The following is an 18,694-nucleotide window of genomic DNA, read 5'->3' as shown; positions in this document are numbered from 1 at the left end:
GATATCGGGTCTACTGAATTCAGAAACACTTTACATGATGAAAAAGGTTAGAACTCAAAACTATGTGTAGCTTAAGCGATCACATCGCTAATTGTGATTTCCAACTCCGGAATATCTGCAACTGATGTCTCACCAAACGGGAAGTCGGGAAGTTCAGGAAGATCGAAAGGAAGCTCATCAACTGTTAGCGCATCATCAAGGTTAATTTCAGTGGTTTCAACTGCACCAACATTATCACGTGTAAACCCACTCGCACTGTCGTCAAAGTGGTCAAAAGTGAGAGGGCTATCTTCCACAATGATAATGGCCTCTGTCGGGATTTCCACAGAGGTTTCATCGTCGATATCACGTACAAAGCTATCGGGATCAAATGGAATTTCAGGGTTTCCATCAACTGGAGTAATCACGATGTCACTACCGTCATATACTTCAAGTTCCAATGTTTCTGGATTGACAGACATAACGGTGGATCCATCCTCAGTTCTCAATGTGAGCATTGTTCCCCCCTGAAGGTACACAATCTCAAGCCCATCCGGAGTTTCAAACCGAGCAAAATCTCCACCCGTGTTGTCGTAGAGATCTATCATGAAATTGACAAACTGGCCGCTCTGGTATCCATACTCCTCCACAATCGCATCTCGTTCGGCAATTATCTCACCTCGTTCACCAGCGTACTGGTTAGCTAGCGTAAGATACTCAACACTCCCTGCACCAAACTCACTAAAATAATATCTTTCAATTTCCCAAATCTTGTCAGTCGCTTCGAAATAAATTTTCTCTAATGCCGCAGGTAGTTCAGAAAAACTACCCTCTTCTACGGCTTGATAATAAGCGTACCTGACCATATGAGAACGGTAGATCGCATTCGAAACATTGTCTTCGAGAGGATGTACCTCCAGTAGCCCCTCATATTCTTCCTGTGTCATCAGGCCATCTTCAATCATTTTTGCTTCAATCTTGTGCAAAGTGAAATCGGCAGCCCGATAGGTCGCCATACGAATTCCCTCGGGCAATTCTGAAACAGGAATATCGGAAAAGCTCGTAAATTCAAAATTATCTTGATTTTCTGAAATCTTACCCGAAAAGAGGTTTTTGAAAATGGACATGTGTATTTTACCATAACTGATTGTAGCGAACCCATTTATCGGTTTGCGCTGGTTTAAGACTTGGAGTCAATACGGCTCCAACTAGCCATTTCACGTAAAAGCTGTGAGGCTAGATGACACCCAAACCATATTAAACCTTAACTTGCATGAAGCTGAGTTAACTAAACTTTTAGTGTTAACTTTAGTATTATGGAGCGCACTTGGAATACAACGAAATACACGTCCCTATACGCTCAACAGATATCCCAATGCTATAAAACAACACACTCCATGTTGAGGGAGACACAAATCAGTCAAGCAAAAAGGGAGTTCTATGCTTCATCTAACGAAACTGCGGTTATTATTGCCTGACCGTTAGCTTCAAGTTCTTCAAGGTAGCCCCTAAACCCTTCAAGGTCACCATGATTAAATCGGCGCTCAGTGTCCGAAGGGTCATACCAACGAAAGTTACCCAAAACTGTACTTTCCACAGTTCCACTTTCAAAGCTATTGATTTGTCCAGTCTCACTATCAAAGGTTATGTAGTTAACATCTGCCTCCAACTTCTGCCGCAGGACGGTACCGTACCCGGTTGATGTTCTATAGAAGTGTATCCCTAGCCCACCCGAAGTTTCCATTTGAGCGTAATCAAGCTTAGTATTTTCATAGTAGAAATTAGTCATATATGCGACATGTTCAGCACTGACCTCACCGAACTCAGAAACTATAGCATCGCGTTCCGCCAGACTTTCTGCCCGGTCTTCCACAAGATCTTCTGCGAGAGTAAGATACTCAAGACTGTTTCTGCCATACGTCTCAGCATAATAATATTGGATACTCTGCGTGATCTCTGTCATGCGGTGAAATTCCTGAAAAACAGGATCAAATCCCATATATTCCCAAGAAGGCCAGAAGTTCGCCCACTTTCCGGGAGTGTCTAGATCGACAAACTCTTGCCAATAATAATCAAGGTAAGCAGCAGAAACTCTACTCGAGAAATCCGCATCCGAATAAACTTCCCCCCCTGCTTTCCAATTCTTAGCGTCTTTATAACGGTCAGTTTCCAAATCAAGCCAACGAGTATTATCCAAAACACCGGAGTCTATTATTATATCGCGTATATAGTGCTCTATTTCTTTTGCAGCTATATAAACATTGATCCGCACCTCCTCACTCATGTCAGATACTTTTACGTAGTGAGTTCCCTCCACTGTAAAGCCGAAATCCACATCTTCATCATTACGTACTTCAACTGTGGCTGCTTTCAACTGAGCCTCAGCAATACGGGCTTTGGCTGCTGCTACGGTTTTATCCGTTTGGCCAGAAATAATGTCATGGATTTTTTCTGTAGCAGTTTTGTTTTCTTCTTCGTCAGGAGAACTACTGGAGGGTTGATTGGCTTGAAAACTTTGAAGCAACTCCACAGCTTGATTTTGCAAGAGACTAGAATTAATCATAGATATTGGCATTTGGGTTTTCTCCCCTACCGCTCCACCATAGAGTCTAAAGCAGCATGATGTCGCGCCCTTATATTGCAGCAAAGTGCTTCAAAACAAATGTGTTATCAACGTTCCAAGTTTCTCAATGCCTAAAAGGAGAACCCTAAGTTACTCCTTTAGTCAGTGGCATTTCTGTCATCGTTGCGTGTCCATTAGCGGTTAACTCCTCAAGACCAGTTTCAAGCGCTTCAAGAACACCTTGATCAGTTATTCGTCGTTGAGCATAGTATAAGGTGTCTTCTAAAGTCTCACTTTCAAAACTATTAAGCTCTTCAATTTCACTGCCAATAGTAACAGGCTGCATGCCGGCCTCAGACTTTTGCTTTAGAATACTACCGTAACCTGTAGATGTTCTTATGAAGTTTATTTCAAGTCCTTCGGCCGTTTCTATACGAGCATAATTGAGCTGCGTTTTCTCATAGTAGAAGTTATTTATGTAAGCCACATGCTCAGTACTATTCACACCGAACTCAGAGACTATAGTGTCACGCTCTGTGAGAATTTCCGCCCGGTCCTCAACTAGGTTTTCTGAAAGAGTAAGATACTCAAGACTGTTTAAGCCGTACGTCTCTTGAAAATAATATTCAATTTGAGAGGTTATCACCATCACGCGAGAAAACTCTTGAAAGACAGGGACAAAGTCATATTCCTTATATGAAAAGACTCCAGATCTACCATCCGTACCAATTACATCTTCGGTCAAGACTTCTCCCAAGTGATTTTGGAAGTATTGTGAAGCAACGTAGGCGGATAAATCAGAATCCGCATCAACTTCCCCCCCAAAACGCCAATACGTTTGATCCGTGCCTTGTTGGTCATAAAGAAAGTCCCAGGTGGTGTACGGGTTATCGACAGCTCCAGAAGATATATATTCTTCGCGGAGGTAACGCTCCACTTGTTTAGCTGCTATATAGGCGTTGATCTGCACTCCCTCGCTCATATCGGCGACCTTTTCATAATAAACTCCCCCGACGGAGAGCCCAAAGGGAGCATCTGAGTTATTTTCTAACTCAGATTTCGAGGCCTCCAAATGAGCTTCAGCAATTCGGGCTCTAGCTGTTGCCACTGTCTTATCCGTTTGCCCGGTAATGATCTCATTAATTTTCTCTATGGCAGTTTTGTTCTCACCCTGGTTAGGAGAGATATTTGGAATTTTACTGACTTGAAAACTTTGCAGCAGCTCTATGGCATGATTTTGTAAAAGACTGGAATTGATCGTAGGCATTGGTAAACAAATCTCTTGCCCCTGCTACTCCATCATAGAGCTTAAAGGAAAAAGGAACCACGCCCTCATAGCGTAGCGGAAGAAAGCAATGATACGAGTATGAACCACCAAACCTTGCGCGAAGCTGTCACAAATACAACTTTAAATATATATTATATATAGTACTCACCTTGAGCTAAATATTAATAATAGCACGTTACAAATCTTAAAAATAAGTCATTGAGATTTCGCCATCTTATTTGCAGAGCAATCAAGCCTCGCACCTTTTGATATTACGATATTGCCCCCTTTCCACAAATAACAAGTCACCTTCTCAAAAAGTAATCTTTGACCATTTTATCAAATCCCCTTGCCATTTAATTTCATTTGAGATAGGCATTTGGAAATAATTTGATTACTTACATTCTTTACGCTTTATAGGTCTATGCCTTATACTGTGATAAAAGTGTAACTTGAGAAAAGGCTAGAGTGAGCAGATGATCGCCTCCTGCGACAATCTGAATTTTTCCAGCGACGCCTATTTGTGCGGCGGCCTAACTCGTATTCTTGATCTCCTTCTACTTAGATGCCCCTGAGCGTCGGCTGCTCCGTATCCGAGCGGGCTCTTAGGGGATCTTGAACCATCTGGAAAAAGTAAAAGCCCCTTGAAAACCAAGTGTGATGAAGTGGGGGGCAACTGAAGGACCTCATTACATGACCACATCTGCAACAGACAGAGTCGTTATCTTCGACACCACCTTGCGTGATGGAGAACAGTCTCCCGGCGCTTCCATGACACTGGAAGAAAAGCTGCAAGTGGCCGAAATTCTGGACACTATGGGTGTCAATATTATCGAAGCAGGCTTCCCAATTGCCTCCAACGGCGATTTTGAGGCCGTGAGTGAGATTGCCCGCCGTTCTAAAAACGCCGTTATAGCGGGTCTGGCCCGCGCAATTCCCGCCGATATTGACCGCGCTGGCGAGGCTGTTGGCTTTGCACGCAGGGGCCGCATTCACACGTTCGTCTCCACATCTCCCATTCATCTGGAACACCAAATGAATAAATCCCAAGAGGACGTGCTGGAGATCGTTAGAAAAACCGTTACCCAGGCCAGAAACCTAATTGATGACGTTGAGTGGTCCGCAATGGATGCAACCCGCACGCCTATTGAATATCTTTATCGCTGCGTAGAAGCTGCAATTGAGGCTGGGGCAACAACAATCAACCTGCCAGATACGGTCGGTTATGCTGTACCGCATGAATACAAGGCTATGTTCGAGAACATTCGCAACAACGTGCCGAATGCGGACAAAGCCGTATTCTCCGTTCATTGCCATAACGATCTGGGCCTTGCTGTGGCGAACTCTTTGGCCGGAGTTGATGGCGGGGCGCGGCAGATTGAGTGCACAGTCAACGGGCTTGGCGAACGTGCAGGCAATGCGGCTCTCGAAGAAGTGGTCATGGCCATACGCACACGATCCGATGTCCTGCCGTATACATGCGAGGTCGACCCCAAGTATATGACACGGGCTTCCAAACTTGTATCCGCCGTTTCCTCATTCCCTGTGCAATATAACAAGGCGATTGTCGGTAAAAATGCATTCGCGCACGAAAGTGGGATCCATCAGGACGGAATGCTAAAAAATGCTGAGACCTACGAGATCATGCGCCCCGAAGATGTGGGAGTGCGTGCCACCTCACTTGTTATGGGCAAGCACTCGGGTCGCCACGCATTCAAAGACAAGCTCACAGAACTGGGATATGAGCTGGGTGACAACGCCTTTCAGGAGGCCTTCCGCCGTTTCAAAGAGCTGGCCGACCGCAAGAAGAATGTATACGATGAAGACATTCAAGCTTTGGTCGAAGACGAAATCACTGTACAGGGTGAGACCGTCAAAGTGATCGCATTGACCGTTATCGCTGGTACTGGCGGCCCGCAGAAGGCTATTTTAACCATGGATGTCAATGGCCGCCATGAAACCCGCGAAGCCAATGGGGATGGGCCTGTTGACGCAACATTCAACGCCATCAAAGCCATTTGGCCCCATGACGCTACTTTGCAGCTCTATCAGGTGCATGCGGTGACAGAGGGTACAGATGCACAGGCAGAAGTTTCGGTGCGGCTTGAAGACGGTAACAAAATCGCTACAGGTAAAGGCGCTGATACCGATACCTTGGTTGCGTCCGCCAGAGCCTATGTTTCCGCGCTCAACCGCTTACAACTGCGTCGGCAGCGGCAAGTCAACGTGGAAGATGTGCTCGCTAGCTAAAGCGTATAGCCGAAAAGTGGACACTAGTTTTCGGTTAAAGATACGTACCTAAACAATAGGTTAAAGCAGCGAGCTGTTTCAATAAAACGTCTCGCTGCCCTAGCTAAATTAATAGAAGCTTTTTAAGGGGTGTCAAAAGGTTTACCCCTTACTACTTGGCAAACGCTTTCCCTAGGGTGTCTATGCAAGCTTCTCTATCAGCCGCATTCAACGGGTCGAGTTGCGGCCACATGGGCAGTTGGCCATTGAAAAACGTCATCTGTCGTTTGGCATATTGTCTCGTTTCAGTTTTCGACCTCTCAATGGCCGCATCCCGTAAAACCTCACCAGCTGCTGCAAGGCTCAACTGTTTCACCCCAATAGCCTTCATGACAGTAAGGCTGGGATCAAGTCCTTGAGACGTCAAAGCAACAGCCTCTTGTTCTGCCCCCGCCTCCATCATCAACTCAAACCTTCTATGAATACGTTCATGCAAAGCCTTACGTTCCGGCGCCAGAACCACTGAAACGTGGTCGGAACTTCCCAGCAGAGGCGTGCTGCGATTTTGCTGCCAATATGACAAGGATTTCCCAGTACCTTCAATCACTTCCAATGCCCTGACAATGCGCTGAGTATCACCTTCTTTCAGCCGCGCCGCCACAACAGGATCTTTTTCCCTCAAAATTGAATGAAGATATTCAGCGGTTTTGTGGCAGCTTTCTTCGCGCCAGTATTGTCGAATGTCCTGCGAAATTTCCGGCATCAGAGAAATACCTTCCAGCAACGCTTTGAAGTAAAGGCCTGTCCCCCCAACCACAATCAAAGGTACCTCTTCCTTTCGCGCAGCCTCCAACTCTACTTCAAAATCAGAAAGCCATCGCATCACACTATAGGCTTCATGGGAGGGAACATGACCAAACAGAACGTGAGGTGCCTGCGCTTCTTCCTCGCGGGAAGGGCGCGCAGACAGTATATGAAGGTCCCTGTAAATTTGCATAGAATCTGCATTTACGATGCGCGCACCCAGCATTTTTGAAAGCTCAATCGCCAGTGCGGTCTTGCCGCTGGCCGTTGGTCCAGCTATCAACACAGCCTCAGGTCTGTTAAACCTGCTTTGTTTCTTTTGTTGCTGAGAGCTTCCTATGTCTTTTGTTGTCACGCTCGTTTCCAATCCAACCCTTCCCGCAATCTCTGAAGAGACTATCTTGTCAGTCCGGAAGGCTTTGCCAAATCAATCAACCCAAGAGGTTTTAAGAGAAGGCTTTGCCTACGATTTCATACTTCCCGTTTCAACCCCTATTGAAGGGCTGGAGGACAAACTACGAGATGTCCTTAAGGGCGCTGCGGTAGATGTATTCCTACAACCTGTTGCGGGAAGAAAAAAGAAACTTCTGATCGCCGATATGGATTCAACCATGATTGGTCAGGAATGTATTGATGAGCTGGCGGCAGAAGTCGGCCTCAAAGACAAAGTAGCGGACATTACAGAGCGGGCAATGCGCGGTGAAATCGACTTTGAGCCCGCTTTGAAGGAACGGGTGCAGCTGCTCAAGAAATTAAAAACTTCTGTCATCGCGCAGACTCTGGAAAACCGGATATCCTTAAATTCAGGTGCAAAAGAGCTGATCGCAACGATGAAGGCAAACGGGGCCTACACAGCTCTTGTCTCCGGCGGCTTTACGGTTTTCACAAGAGAAATTGCCAAGCAGGTGGGCTTTGATGAAAATCGTGCAAATACTCTTATTGAGGAGGCCGGCGAGCTAACAGGGCAAGTACAACTGCCGATATTGGGCCAGTTAGCCAAACAGGAGCGACTTGAGCAGCTTATGAAAGAAAAAGGTCTATCCAAAGATGAAACGCTTGCTGTTGGCGACGGTGCAAACGATCTGGCAATGATTGCTATTTCCGGACTAGGCGTTGCCTATCACGCCAAACCAAAGGTGGCAGCTGCTGCTGATGCCAGAGTTGATAACGGAGATCTGACAAGCCTGCTGTATATCCAAGGTTACAAATACGAAGAATTTATTAGGTAAAAGCGTAGAGTGGCGGGCAACTGGCCATCAACCCGCCTCCAAACGTTATAAGCTATTCGATACGAACCGCTATAAAGCGCAGTTCGCCATCGCCATTGGAAAGCAGCAAAAGGGCTGAACGGCGTCCCTGCTCTTTCAAGTGGCCGATTTGTTGCACAACATCCTCTGGCGAAGTCACCGCTTCCTGTGCTACTTCAACAATCACATCGCCGGGAATGATCCTTTTGTCATCTGACGGGCTACCCGGATCAACATCAGTCACGACAACACCCTCTACCTTTTCGGTAAGTGCGTATTTTTCGCGGCGCTCTCCATCGACCTTGGCAAGAGACATTCCAAGAATTTCAAACTGAGGCTCTTCTGACTTCTTAGAATCTTCAGTTACTGCTTTTTCCGCCAGCTCCGTGGGTTCTTCCAGCCTGCCAAGCGTCACGGCAACAGTCAGCTCCTCACCTTTCCTCAAAATCTGGACGGGCACATCATTTCCGATTTCCGTATCGGCAACCATGCGCGGGAGGTCTCGCATTTGTGGAACAAGTTTTCCATTAAATGTCACAATAACATCACCGGGCTGGATTCCTGCCCCCTTTGCGGGACCATCCTCAGTTACTCCGGCAACCAAGGCACCTCTGGCTTTTTCCATGCCAAGTCCCTCGGCAATCTCATCCGTCACTTCCTGAATGCGCACACCCAGCCAACCTCTACGGGTCTCACCAAACTCACGCAGCTGGCCAATAACTTTTGAAGCCGATGCGGCGGGGATTGCAAAACCAATCCCGATGGAACCGCCCGATGGAGAGAAGATCGCGGTGTTAATGCCAACAACCTCCCCTTCCATATTGAACAAAGGCCCACCTGAATTACCACGGTTAATGGAGGCATCTGTCTGGATGTAATTGTCATAGGGACCTGAATTAATGTCCCGATTACGTGCAGAAACAATTCCAACGGTTACAGTTCCGCCCAAGCCGAAGGGATTACCGATTGCCATTACCCAATCGCCAACACGCAGCACATCTGAATTACCGAACCTGACATCTTTCAAGGGCTTTGAGGGTTCTACCTTGAGAACTGCTATATCAGTTTTTTCATCAAGGCCAATCAGCTTAGCAATCAGCTTGCTGCCATCATTGAAGTTTACCGTGATTTCATCGGCCCCTTCAATTACATGGTTATTGGTAATGATGATACCTTCTTCACCGTCGATGACAAATCCGGATCCTAAAGACTGCACACGCTTGGGGCGACCGCTCTCCCCTTCTTGCTTATTGAAAAATTCCTCGAAAAACTCCTGAAAAGGAGACCCATCCGGAACCTGTGGCATGGGAACGGATCGCTGCGCCGATACCTGTTGCGCAGTTGAAATATTTACAACTGCATCCCCAAGCTGTTCAGCCAGATCGGCGACAGAGTCCGGCCCCGCAGCTCGTGAGAACGTAGCGCCGCTCACCACGAAGCAGAGCGTAAATAATGACGCCAAAACAAAACGATAATTAAATCTGGCCGGCAGATGCCGGATACCGGGTATAGCCATTGGGCCCCATCTCCACATTTAGCAGCAAACGCGACTGGGCGTTTCTATAATAAAAATACCCGCACCTTCATTGAAAGCGCGGGTATCTATTCAACTAGAGAATAGACCCGCCAAGCAGCCTATCCTGACACTAGCAAAGCTCAAGGGGAACGTCCCTCCTCAAAACCCGCCTCGTGCGAACCATACTATCAAAAACCCAAGAGTTAGAGCGATGATCCCGCCGACCCTCAAAGTCTGGTCTGGTATGTCCTGAGCCTTGCGCATGAACTCTTTCAGCTGTGAGGGAGCCAATGAATAAAGGATCCCCTCAATAACTAGAACAAGCCCAAGCGCAACGATCAGATCATTCATTGCGCGGTTGCGGGCGCTTTGGCAGGCACTGCTCCTCCGGCATTCTTGAAGTATCTGAAGAACTCGGAGTCTGGTGAAAGAACCATGGACGTATCACCGGATTTCATCGATTCTTCATAAGCTTGCATGGAGCGATAGAATTCGAAGAACTCTTTATCTTTTCCATAGGCTTCGGCAAAAATACTGTTCCGCTCAGCATCCCCATCACCGCGAATGATGTCCGCATCCCTTTGGGCATTCGCAACGATCACGGTTGCATCACGATCAGCTCTTGAGCGAATACGCCTTGCCTGCTCTTCACCTTGCGCTCTGATTTCAGTTGCTTCACGCTGACGCTCAGTCTGCATCCGCGCATAGATTGCTTGAGAGTTGGTTTCCGGCAGATCTGCACGACGGATTTTCACATCGATCACGTCCACGCCGATAGCCTTCGCTCTGTTCTCAACTTCTTTACGAGTGGATTCCATGAGATCAGAACGTTCATCACGAACAACCTGAGTAAACGTCGCCTTACCAATCTGGTCTCGCAAGGCCGATTGCAAGAATGTGGACAGTCTGCGAGATCCTTCATCCACATTGTTCACGGACTGGTAAAACTTCACTGGATCAGAAATGCGATAGCGTGCAAACGCATCAACCAAAAGTCGTTTCTTGTCAGAAGAAACCGGCTCAAATACCGGCATATTCAAGTTCAAAATCCGTTTGTCCAAGTAAACAACGTTTTGCCAAGGATACTTGAATTTCAAACCAGGCTTATTCTCCATCCCAGTCACTTCACCAAACTGGAAGATCAAGGCCTGCTGCGCCGGGTTCACTATAAATGTCGACCAGTAACCAACCAGCACAACAATTGCGATAAGAATTCCGATAAAGCCGTTCCGCATTAGTTGTTCCCTCCTACAGTTCGCGCTGAGGATGTTTTATTGAGTTGATCAAGCGGAAGGTAAGGCAACACACCGGACCCGGAGATATCTCCGTCAATAATTATTTTATTGTTCTTACCCAGAACCTTTTCCATAGTTTCCAGATAGAGACGTTGCCGGGTTACGTCAGGAGCCTTGGCATATTCATCATAGATCTTTGTAAAGCGCTGCGCCTGACCATTGGCTTCTGCGACGGTCTGATCACGGTAAGCCTGCGCCGCTTCACTGATACGTGCAGCATTACCGCGGGCTTCTGGCACAATACGGTTGGCATAAGCTTGCGCTTCGTTCTGGATACGCTCCTGATCAGCACGTGCGGCCTGAACATCACGGAATGCTTCAATAACCTGTGATGGAGGATCAACCTTTTGCATCTGAACTTCAGTGATCTCAATACCAGCCTTGTAAGAGTCCAATGTGGACTGCATCAATTTGAGAACTGCGTCCTGAACAGCTTTTTTATTCTCGGTAAGGATGGAATCGATTCGGGAATTCCCGACTACTTCCCGCATGGAGCTTTCTGCAACAGCTTTTACTGTCGCTTCTGGATTTTGGATATTGAACAGATACTCGGAAACACCCGTTGGGGTATTTTGTATGAGCCACTGAACCTTGAAGTCCACGTCCACAATGTTTTCATCTCCGGTCAGCATCAAGCTTTCTTCCGGCACATCGCGCTGATTTACAGAGCTGCCACGAACAAACTCTGCCATGCCGATGCTGACTTCGCGAACACGCGTAACTGCTGGAGTGTAAACTTCGCCAACTGGGTACGGCCAGTTATAATTCAAACCAGGGGAGGTATGACCTTCGACCTTACCGAAAACCAAGGCAACACCAACCTCGTTTGTTTCAACACGGTAGATACCAGTTGCCAACCAAATGACTACAGCAATGAAGACTGCAAGCAAAATGCCTTTAAAGCCCATGCCGCCGCCGCCGCCGCCGGGCATAACGCTCTTTAGGTGCTCTTGGCCGCGCTTAAGGAGGTCTTCAAAATCAGGAGGTGTATTGCCACCGCCGCCTCGCTGCGGGCCGCCGCCGCCGCCGCCCCATGGGCCGCCGCTGTTGCCGCCACCGCCACCAGAGTTCCCCCAGGGGCCGCCGTTGCCGCCACCTCCACTTTGATTGCTCCAAGGCATAAAGAAGTCCCTTACTCGGTAATATGCCGGACACCCGGCCTAAAAAATTATTCGTTCACTGTGTCAATTATGACTTGATTAAAGGTATAGGCAATGCCCCAAAATCGTAAATAGAACCCTTCTCCAGTCCTAAGAATAAAGGGCGTTTATTCCCCACAAGCCCACAGTGTCTCTTAGTCCTAAAGGATTTAGGTAAATTAATCACCAGTTCAAGTAGTCAATGTACCGAAACTTCCATGGTTTTCAGGAGAAAACCAAGAACTTACAAGTTTGATGTCCATAAAGTAGATATAACCAGTTCTCCAAATGTTCCGCCACCTGAGAAAAAGAACCACTAGATATGAAAGGTACTCTCGGGATTTCCCCCATTTCTTTCAAAGGAATGCCTCTCAAATTTACCCCTTTATTATCCAAGAATCACTAACGACCTCCCATTTTCCGTGGAGTTTCTTCCTAGTACCCCGCCTTAAACTCCAAAGCCTCTGGCAACCAGCATTCTGAGGAAGGCACACCCATGGTTCCCTTGGATTATTTAAAAACCCCGCTTTGGGCTCTGGAAGTCGCAGGCCCAGCCAAATCCTTCAAAAAGAACCCGATTATAGGCAATGAACGTCTCAATCGGTGGGGCCTTCACAGGGCAAGATTAAAGCTCGCAGCAGGGCTTGCCGAATCTCGGCGTCGGCGCCTTGCGAAGTATTTAACGCCTGATCAGGTTTCCGATATTGATCAAAATGGCTTCATAAAAATTGAAAACTATCTCTCCCCTGCGGATTTCAAAGCTTTGCGGAACGAGATCTATCGCTCTCCCATGAAAACCCGGCAAATGCGGCAGGGACAAACAGCAACGCGAATGACGCCAATTACACAACAGGTCATTGAACAGCGGCCTACATTAAAAAGTTCAATAGAAAATAAAGGACTTCTCAATCTCATTCGGTACACCGCTGCCTGTGGGGGGCAACCCATCTTTTTTATCCAGACAGTACTGGTGGACCCTGCGCAAGGAGGGGCAGACCCTCAAACAAAATTACATGCCGACACGTTTCATAGCACTGCCAAAGCCTGGCTCTTTTTGCATGATGTTAACGAGGAGGAAGGCCCCTTCTCCTATGCTCCGGGCTCTCACCGCATCAATGACAAGCGTCTTGAATGGGAATATCAAAACAGTATTAACGCCTGCCGTGACAAGCGAAACCATCATGCCCATGGGTCGTTCCGTGCGACCCATAAAGAGCTTGACCAGATGGGATATAGCGCTGCCCAGTCTTTTCCCGTTAAAGCCAATACTCTGGTTATAGCTGATACCTTTGGATTTCACGGCAGAGTGCCAAGCCCCCAACCGACCAAACGAATAGAACTTCATGCCCATATGCGCCGCAACCCCTTCTTGCCGTGGTGTGGCTTTGACCTCAAATCGCTTCCTGGCGTCAAAGGCAGAGAACTGGAGCTCTTTTTGGCCTATTCGGACTTTCTGGAAAAAAATTTTGGCAAGCGGACAATATGGAGAAACACGGGCAAGCGCTATGTAAACAGCCCAGCGGTATTTTGACAGGAGTTATCCGGCACTTGCCTCCCCTTTTTACCTGCAGCACATTTCTCCTACTAGAATTCTTAAAGGAATTTTCATCTCCCGCAATCGAGAGGAGCCCTTGTGCTTTCTTTCATGTTTTACTGAGTGAGTCTCAGGGGGAGCTTGGTGAAAAATGCGTCAAATGAAGGGCTGGGCCGAAGTTTCAAAATGGCTTTCAAATCACAAAAAACTTCAGGACAGGCAACAACAGACGCTTTCAATAGGGCTAAACAAAAAAGCCCGAAAGCACTTTTGCGAACACGGGTACTATATTCAGGAGGCATTTCTCCCTCAAAAACAACTTCACCAAATAGCCGTTGAATTCTTTGATAAAAAACAGGCGACTTTTCAGGAAAGCGGGTGGATGGGACAAGTGGAAGCAATCCCGATCTCGCCCGCAGATTTGAAATTAATGCCTTTTACCCACGCCGCTACTGTTGAATATGATCTAGAACTGTTACTCCGTTCATTAACAGGGGCTGGAAAGTCTCTCGCTCCGCTATTTGTTTCTAGAAAACCCCAAAGGGCTCCCACGGAAAACGTCCATTCCATTGAACAAATGCCTGATGTCGTATGCTGGGTCACCTGCGGCAGTAGAAACGAGACTTCACTGTTTTCCTATATTCCCCAATCCCATAGAATTACCGAGAAACGAATGGTGTGGGAGCAAAGGCGATATGCCGAGCTACAGGAAGGGATGAGAACCACCCCAAATGTAACCCCCGAAGACTTGAGGGAGCTTTCCAGTCTACAGCCGCATACGCTGACGCTCAAGCCCAACACTTTAGTCTTGATAGACCCCTTTGGCTTTTATGGATGGAATGCACTTGGACCCGGGCAAGTGTGCAATAATTTATTCATGATCCAAACAGATCGCTTCTTCCGCCGCTTTTCTGCTATCCCCTTTGAAGTGCAGGCCAAGAACCTGTTGGAGCAAGTGGCCAATCCGCCACTTTCTCCAGTCCTGCTGCAAAGCCCTACTCTTATACAAGAGGCGGTTTAGGTTACCCGTCTCTCATAGATCTCCAGTGAGGTATCCGCACTATCTTTCTCACCTCTTTGGAAAGGCAGTGTTTCACTCAGTTGCCAATCGCTATTATCTATATCGGGAAATAACGTATCGCCCTCTGGCTTTGCATGTACCCGCGTGATGTAGAGTTTTGTGGCATGGGGCATGGCCATATTATAAACCTGCCCACCGCCCATAATCATGATTTCATTAACGCCGGTTTCCTGCGCCTTGGCCTTGGCCACATCAAGCCCTTCATCCAGACCAGACGCCGTGACAACGCCTTCAGGCTGGAACGTAGAATCGCGCGTAATGACAATATTCGTTCGGCCCGGCAGTGGTTTCCCTATGGATTGAAATGTCCTGCGGCCCATAACAATGGGCTTTCCCATGGTTGTTTTCTTAAAAAACTTCAGGTCAGTAGAAATATGCCACGGCATATCATTACCTGCACCAATAATACCGTTTTCTGCCACCGCAGAAATCATCGAAATTTTCACCATTTCCCGGCTCCCGAACCTTTAAACACAATGGAGTAGCCGCCCCCAAAGGGGCGATATCTCTTAGGGGCGAATATTCCACCCATTCAACGACACTTCACCGCTTTCAGAAACCTCAAAAATTCCATAGGCACCTGTCTTCAGCTTAAGGGCGTTGTTTCCAGCTCCCTCGGAAAGTGCCTGTAAGGCGAAACGGGCAATCCCGTTGCTGGTTACAAGCAGAATAGTTTCATCCTTGTACTTTTTAGCGGCACCGGCAAAGAACTCCTGCCAGCGCCCGATTACTGCTGGTGGGTCCACATGCCAGCCTTCAGGGGGAATGCCCTGCTCTTCCCATGCCTTCAAAGCCTCTTCGCCAATGCGGGCGACAACTTCTTCTTCCGGCTTGTTCTCATCGGGCCCATAGTCAACTTCCACCAAAAACGGCAGAACCTTGAACTCTATCTCCTCATCCTGCCCGGCCAGAGCCAGTCCAGCTGTTTGCTTGGTACGCTGCAAGGGGGAGCAGAACACGCGGTCGAAGCGAACTCCCTTTGCTTGGAAGTGTTCTCCCAAAGCCCGCCCCTGCTCTTGCCCTGAGGTGCTGAGCGGAAGATCCGTCCGGCCTCCAACCCGTGTGACAACGTCTCCTTTATCGAAGGTATTGCCGTGGCGACAAACAAATATACGGATCATAAAAGCTTCTCCAGTTTATCTGCAGGGTCGCCGTGTTTCGCGATTAACTCTTCTGCAAGTTCGGCATCAGCGGGAGTGTCTACACCCGACATTGAAAGCTCGGGGCGCTCCACCAGAACTGCATGAATGCGCATTCCGTTTTCCAGAAAGCGTAGCTGCTCAAGGCCCTCCAATTTTTCATAGTGCCCCACAGGCAAACTGGTAAAGCGTTTTAATGCATCAATCCGGTATCCATAAAGTCCAATATGACGCAGCACTGGAGAAAGGTTGCTTTGCAAGCGCAGCTTATCTTCTCCGCGAATAGCCGGGAGAATAGTCTTGGAAAACCACTGGGCCATCTCGTTGATATCACGTACACAAGTGGTGCCGGAATAAGGGTGGCTTTTCTTGTGCTCACGCAACTGGTCCAGCGCTTCCCAATCCAGCTGGATCACAGGTGTGAATACATGGGCACTCTGATTCTGCCGGGCAGCTTCTATGAGTTTTGATACATGAGCTGGCGGGGTGAACGGCGCATCCCCTTGCAGGTTTAAAACAAACTCGTAGTTTTCTCCCGTTTGAGCTCTCGCAGCCAAAGCACGGTCGGTTCCCGAGGGCAAGCTAGGGTCTGTCATCACCCATGGGGCACCGATTTCATCGCAGTGCCGTGCCACGTCCTCATGGTCCACAGCCACCACATAATCAGCGCCGGTTTGCTTGGCAGCAACTTTCGCAATCTGCACACAGCGCTCCAACAGAGTCTTTCCGGCAATGGAGTGAAGAGGCTTTTTAGGGAAACGGGTTGAGCCAATTCTGGCGGGCACTGAAATTAAAGCACGCATTTTGTTCAATACCTTTTTATTCAAACAGCCACGACCGCTTTAATATGCGGATGCGGATCGTAATTTTCTAAGGTGAAGTCTTCAAATTTAAACGCGAAAATATCTTTCACATCCCGATTAATTTTCAAGGTCGGCAGAGCACGCTTAGCTCTGGAAAGTTGTAGACGGGCCTGCTCCAGATGATTGCTGTACAAGTGGGCATCCCCGAATGTGTGAATAAACTCGCCGGGTTCCAGATCGCAGACCTGTGCCACCATCATGGTGAGCAAGGCATAGGATGCGATATTGAACGGGACACCCAAAAAGATATCAGCAGAGCGTTGATAAAGCTGACAGGAGAGTTTGCCCTCGGCCACATAAAACTGAAAGAGGCTATGGCAGGGAGGCAGCGCCATTTCATCCACAAGGGCAGGATTCCACGCGGAAACTATCAGGCGGCGGCTATCTGGATTGGTCTTTATTTGATTGATCAGGTTTGTAATCTGATCAATGCTACCACCTTCAGGCGTAGGCCATGAGCGCCACTGGTAGCCATAGACCGGCCCCAGATCTCCGTTTTCATCCGCCCACTCATCCCAGATCCGTACGCCGTTCTCTTTTAAATACGCAATATTAGTCGAACCACTCAAAAACCACAGAAGCTCATGGATGATAGACTTTAGGTGCAGTTTCTTGGTTGTCACCATGGGGAAGCCTTTGGAAAGATCAAAGCGCATCTGGTGACCAAACACAGAGCGGGTTCCCGTTCCTGTTCTATCTTCCTTAACAGCCCCCTCATCCAACACACGTTGCATAAGTTCAAGATATTGCTGCATTGAATGTCCTTCCCAAAACGCCTTGGTCTTTTGCCAAGCAATCTAAAATAACCGTTTCCACTGGCTTATACAGTTGCTCGGCAAAATGCCACAAAGAGCGCGTCTTTGATTTCTTCTTATCCATTTTGTCAACAACTGGCAAAACACTTCAGCTACCCCCTTCCCTTTAAGGGGCACTGCACCTATATTCCCGTTTGCCAGCTTGCTGGCTACGGCAATAAATTGTGAGCGCAATAAACCATTCGGACCCGGGGGCGGTACCCGGCGCCTCCACCAAAGCCCGCAGTAAGGAATGCGGGTTTTGGCGGGGGCGAAATAGGATCGACGAGGGCGTAAAGGCTTTACTTTTGCTCGGCATGGTACCACCGACATCGGGCCATTATGATAGTTGCAAATGACAACTACGCTATGGACAACGCTGTTGCTGCGTAATGCAGTACCGGTAGTCCGCTAAGTCCTTTTGGTTAGCACCTTTAGGCGGGGTTCGGAGGCACCTGGCAACAGAAGCCTTCACTGAATTTTGCGCCTGCGCTTCCATAATGTTACAGATTATGGCACTTTTTAATTTGTGCAGGCTTTTATTTGCCTTTACGGTATAGTTGGGCAGGCTGTAGAAACGCAAAAGGATGAGCGTAGCCACCGATGGCAGAAGATCTGATCCGCTACGATATAATTATTCAGGACGCCCTGCGCGGTGCAGTCCGGAAGATTCTCAATGAAGTGCTACGTTCGGGTCTTCCCGGCGAACACCACTTCTATATCGCCTTTGAAACCACTGCCCCGGGTGTGAAGATTTCCAATCGTTTGAGGGAACGCTATCCTCAGGAAATGACGGTTGTCATGCAGCACCAGTTTTGGGATCTGCAAGTGGGAGAACATGCCTTCGAAGTGGGTCTTTCCTTCGGCGGTGTTCCAGAAAAACTCTATATCCCGTTCTCGGCCATCAAAGGTTTCTTTGACCCGTCTGTCCAGTTCGCTCTTGAGTTTGAGCCGGGCAAGACTGGGGAAGACCTGCCCGAAGAGTTTCGCGCAAAAGATGCTGAACAGCCAAGCATTCAGGAGCGTCACTTACAGGAAGTTTCTTCCAATGCAGATGCTGCGAACGAAACATCTCAGGACGCAGAACTTGGGGAGCCCATCCCCGAAGGAGCCGCCCCACAGCGCAGTGAGGACAACGAGCCTCCACAAAATAACGAGGGAGCTCATGTTGTCTCCCTTGATGCCTTCCGTAAGAAAAATTAACTTGAAGCAGTGCCCCTATTTTGGGGCACTTGTTGTTTGGA

At 48.1% G+C, this 18,694-nt stretch carries 17 protein-coding genes and 1 other RNA gene; 6 read left to right on the top strand and 12 right to left on the bottom strand.

The genetic code is table 11. From position 1 onward, the window contains the following. Nucleotides 1-71: 71 nt before the first annotated feature. From P6574_RS04150 to P6574_RS04140, 3 genes are all read right to left on the bottom strand, one after another. The gene (locus P6574_RS04150; protein WP_310619126.1) at nucleotides 72-1,106 is read right to left on the bottom strand and encodes a hypothetical protein; all 1,035 of its coding nucleotides are present in this window, start codon (nucleotides 1,104-1,106) and stop codon (nucleotides 72-74) included. A gap of 311 nt (nucleotides 1,107-1,417) precedes the next feature. Then, nucleotides 1,418-2,554 (bottom strand): hypothetical protein, encoded by a 1,137-nt coding sequence (locus tag P6574_RS04145; protein ID WP_310619125.1) that lies wholly within the window; start codon nucleotides 2,552-2,554, stop codon nucleotides 1,418-1,420. Nucleotides 2,555-2,687: 133 nt separating this feature from the next. Next, entirely contained in the window at nucleotides 2,688-3,809 is a 1,122-nt protein-coding gene (locus P6574_RS04140) for a hypothetical protein (RefSeq protein ID WP_310619124.1), read from the bottom strand. A gap of 693 nt (nucleotides 3,810-4,502) precedes the next feature. Here P6574_RS04140 and P6574_RS04135 point away from each other — a divergent pair. Beyond that, nucleotides 4,503-6,059, top strand: a complete 1,557-nt coding sequence (locus P6574_RS04135) for a 2-isopropylmalate synthase (protein WP_310619123.1) — start codon at nucleotides 4,503-4,505, stop codon at nucleotides 6,057-6,059. Between the two features lie 151 nt (nucleotides 6,060-6,210). On the opposite strand, the gene miaA is transcribed toward P6574_RS04135, so the two are convergent. Next, entirely contained in the window at nucleotides 6,211-7,197 is a 987-nt protein-coding gene (gene miaA, locus P6574_RS04130) for a tRNA (adenosine(37)-N6)-dimethylallyltransferase MiaA (RefSeq protein WP_310619122.1), read from the bottom strand. Between miaA and serB the strand changes: the two genes are divergently transcribed. Beyond that, complete coding sequence (gene serB, locus P6574_RS04125; protein ID WP_310619121.1) at nucleotides 7,181-8,071, top strand: phosphoserine phosphatase SerB; 891 nt, start codon at nucleotides 7,181-7,183, stop codon at nucleotides 8,069-8,071. The genes miaA and serB overlap by 17 nt on opposite strands. Nucleotides 8,072-8,123: 52 nt before the next feature. Here the strand turns inward: serB and P6574_RS04120 are convergent, their stop codons facing one another. The 4 genes from P6574_RS04120 to hflK form a co-directional block, all read right to left on the bottom strand. After that, nucleotides 8,124-9,605: a DegQ family serine endoprotease gene (locus P6574_RS04120; protein ID WP_310619120.1), complete on the bottom strand. Its 1,482-nt coding sequence runs from the start codon at nucleotides 9,603-9,605 to the stop codon at nucleotides 8,124-8,126. A 159-nt stretch (nucleotides 9,606-9,764) separates the two neighbouring features. Then, complete coding sequence (locus P6574_RS04115) at nucleotides 9,765-9,956, bottom strand: DUF2065 domain-containing protein (RefSeq protein ID WP_310619119.1); 192 nt, start codon at nucleotides 9,954-9,956, stop codon at nucleotides 9,765-9,767. Then, complete coding sequence (hflC, locus tag P6574_RS04110; protein WP_310619118.1) at nucleotides 9,953-10,840, bottom strand: protease modulator HflC; 888 nt, start codon at nucleotides 10,838-10,840, stop codon at nucleotides 9,953-9,955. The genes P6574_RS04115 and hflC overlap by 4 nt, the downstream gene beginning before the upstream one ends. Further along, nucleotides 10,840-12,021: an FtsH protease activity modulator HflK gene (gene hflK / locus P6574_RS04105; RefSeq protein ID WP_310619117.1), complete on the bottom strand. Its 1,182-nt coding sequence runs from the start codon at nucleotides 12,019-12,021 to the stop codon at nucleotides 10,840-10,842. The genes hflC and hflK overlap by 1 nt, the downstream gene beginning before the upstream one ends. Before the next feature lie 514 nt (nucleotides 12,022-12,535). On the opposite strand from hflK, the gene P6574_RS04100 reads away from it, so the two are divergent. Together P6574_RS04100 and P6574_RS04095 are read left to right on the top strand one after the other, a co-directional pair. After that, nucleotides 12,536-13,570, top strand: a complete 1,035-nt coding sequence (locus tag P6574_RS04100) for a phytanoyl-CoA dioxygenase family protein (protein WP_310619116.1) — start codon at nucleotides 12,536-12,538, stop codon at nucleotides 13,568-13,570. A 154-nt stretch (nucleotides 13,571-13,724) separates the two neighbouring features. Continuing rightward, nucleotides 13,725-14,594 (top strand): hypothetical protein, encoded by an 870-nt coding sequence (locus P6574_RS04095; RefSeq protein ID WP_310619115.1) that lies wholly within the window; start codon nucleotides 13,725-13,727, stop codon nucleotides 14,592-14,594. On the opposite strand, the gene P6574_RS04090 is transcribed toward P6574_RS04095, so the two are convergent. Genes P6574_RS04090 through P6574_RS04075 form a run of 4 tightly spaced genes read right to left on the bottom strand, consistent with a single transcriptional unit; the run spans nucleotide 14,591 to nucleotide 17,411 of the window. Then, nucleotides 14,591-15,103: a dihydrofolate reductase gene (locus P6574_RS04090; RefSeq protein ID WP_310619114.1), complete on the bottom strand. Its 513-nt coding sequence runs from the start codon at nucleotides 15,101-15,103 to the stop codon at nucleotides 14,591-14,593. The two genes, P6574_RS04095 and P6574_RS04090, sit on opposite strands and share 4 nt — an antisense overlap. Nucleotides 15,104-15,163: 60 nt before the next feature. Beyond that, nucleotides 15,164-15,775: a histidine phosphatase family protein gene (locus P6574_RS04085; protein WP_310619113.1), complete on the bottom strand. Its 612-nt coding sequence runs from the start codon at nucleotides 15,773-15,775 to the stop codon at nucleotides 15,164-15,166. Then, on the bottom strand, nucleotides 15,772-16,596 hold the full coding sequence (locus P6574_RS04080) for a 3-deoxy-manno-octulosonate cytidylyltransferase (RefSeq protein ID WP_310619112.1): 825 nt from the start codon (nucleotides 16,594-16,596) through the stop codon (nucleotides 15,772-15,774). Before P6574_RS04080 ends, P6574_RS04085 begins: the two co-directional genes overlap by 4 nt. Nucleotides 16,597-16,616: 20 nt before the next feature. After that, nucleotides 16,617-17,411 carry a thymidylate synthase gene (locus P6574_RS04075; protein ID WP_310619111.1) on the bottom strand — a complete coding sequence of 265 codons (795 nt, stop codon included), beginning with the start codon at nucleotides 17,409-17,411 and terminating at the stop codon, nucleotides 16,617-16,619. A gap of 156 nt (nucleotides 17,412-17,567) precedes the next feature. Between P6574_RS04075 and ssrA the strand changes: the two genes are divergently transcribed. Next, nucleotides 17,568-17,926: a transfer-messenger RNA gene (gene ssrA / locus P6574_RS04070) on the top strand. A gap of 127 nt (nucleotides 17,927-18,053) precedes the next feature. Continuing rightward, nucleotides 18,054-18,653, top strand: coding sequence for an SspB family protein (locus P6574_RS04065; RefSeq protein WP_310619110.1), 600 nt, complete (start codon nucleotides 18,054-18,056; stop codon nucleotides 18,651-18,653). Nucleotides 18,654-18,694 lie beyond the last annotated feature (41 nt).

Source organism: Pseudovibrio sp. M1P-2-3, from assembly GCF_031501865.1.
Classification (GTDB): Bacteria; Pseudomonadota; Alphaproteobacteria; order Rhizobiales; family Stappiaceae; genus Pseudovibrio; species Pseudovibrio corallicola.
This window is presented reverse-complemented; position numbering and strand designations above follow the sequence as displayed.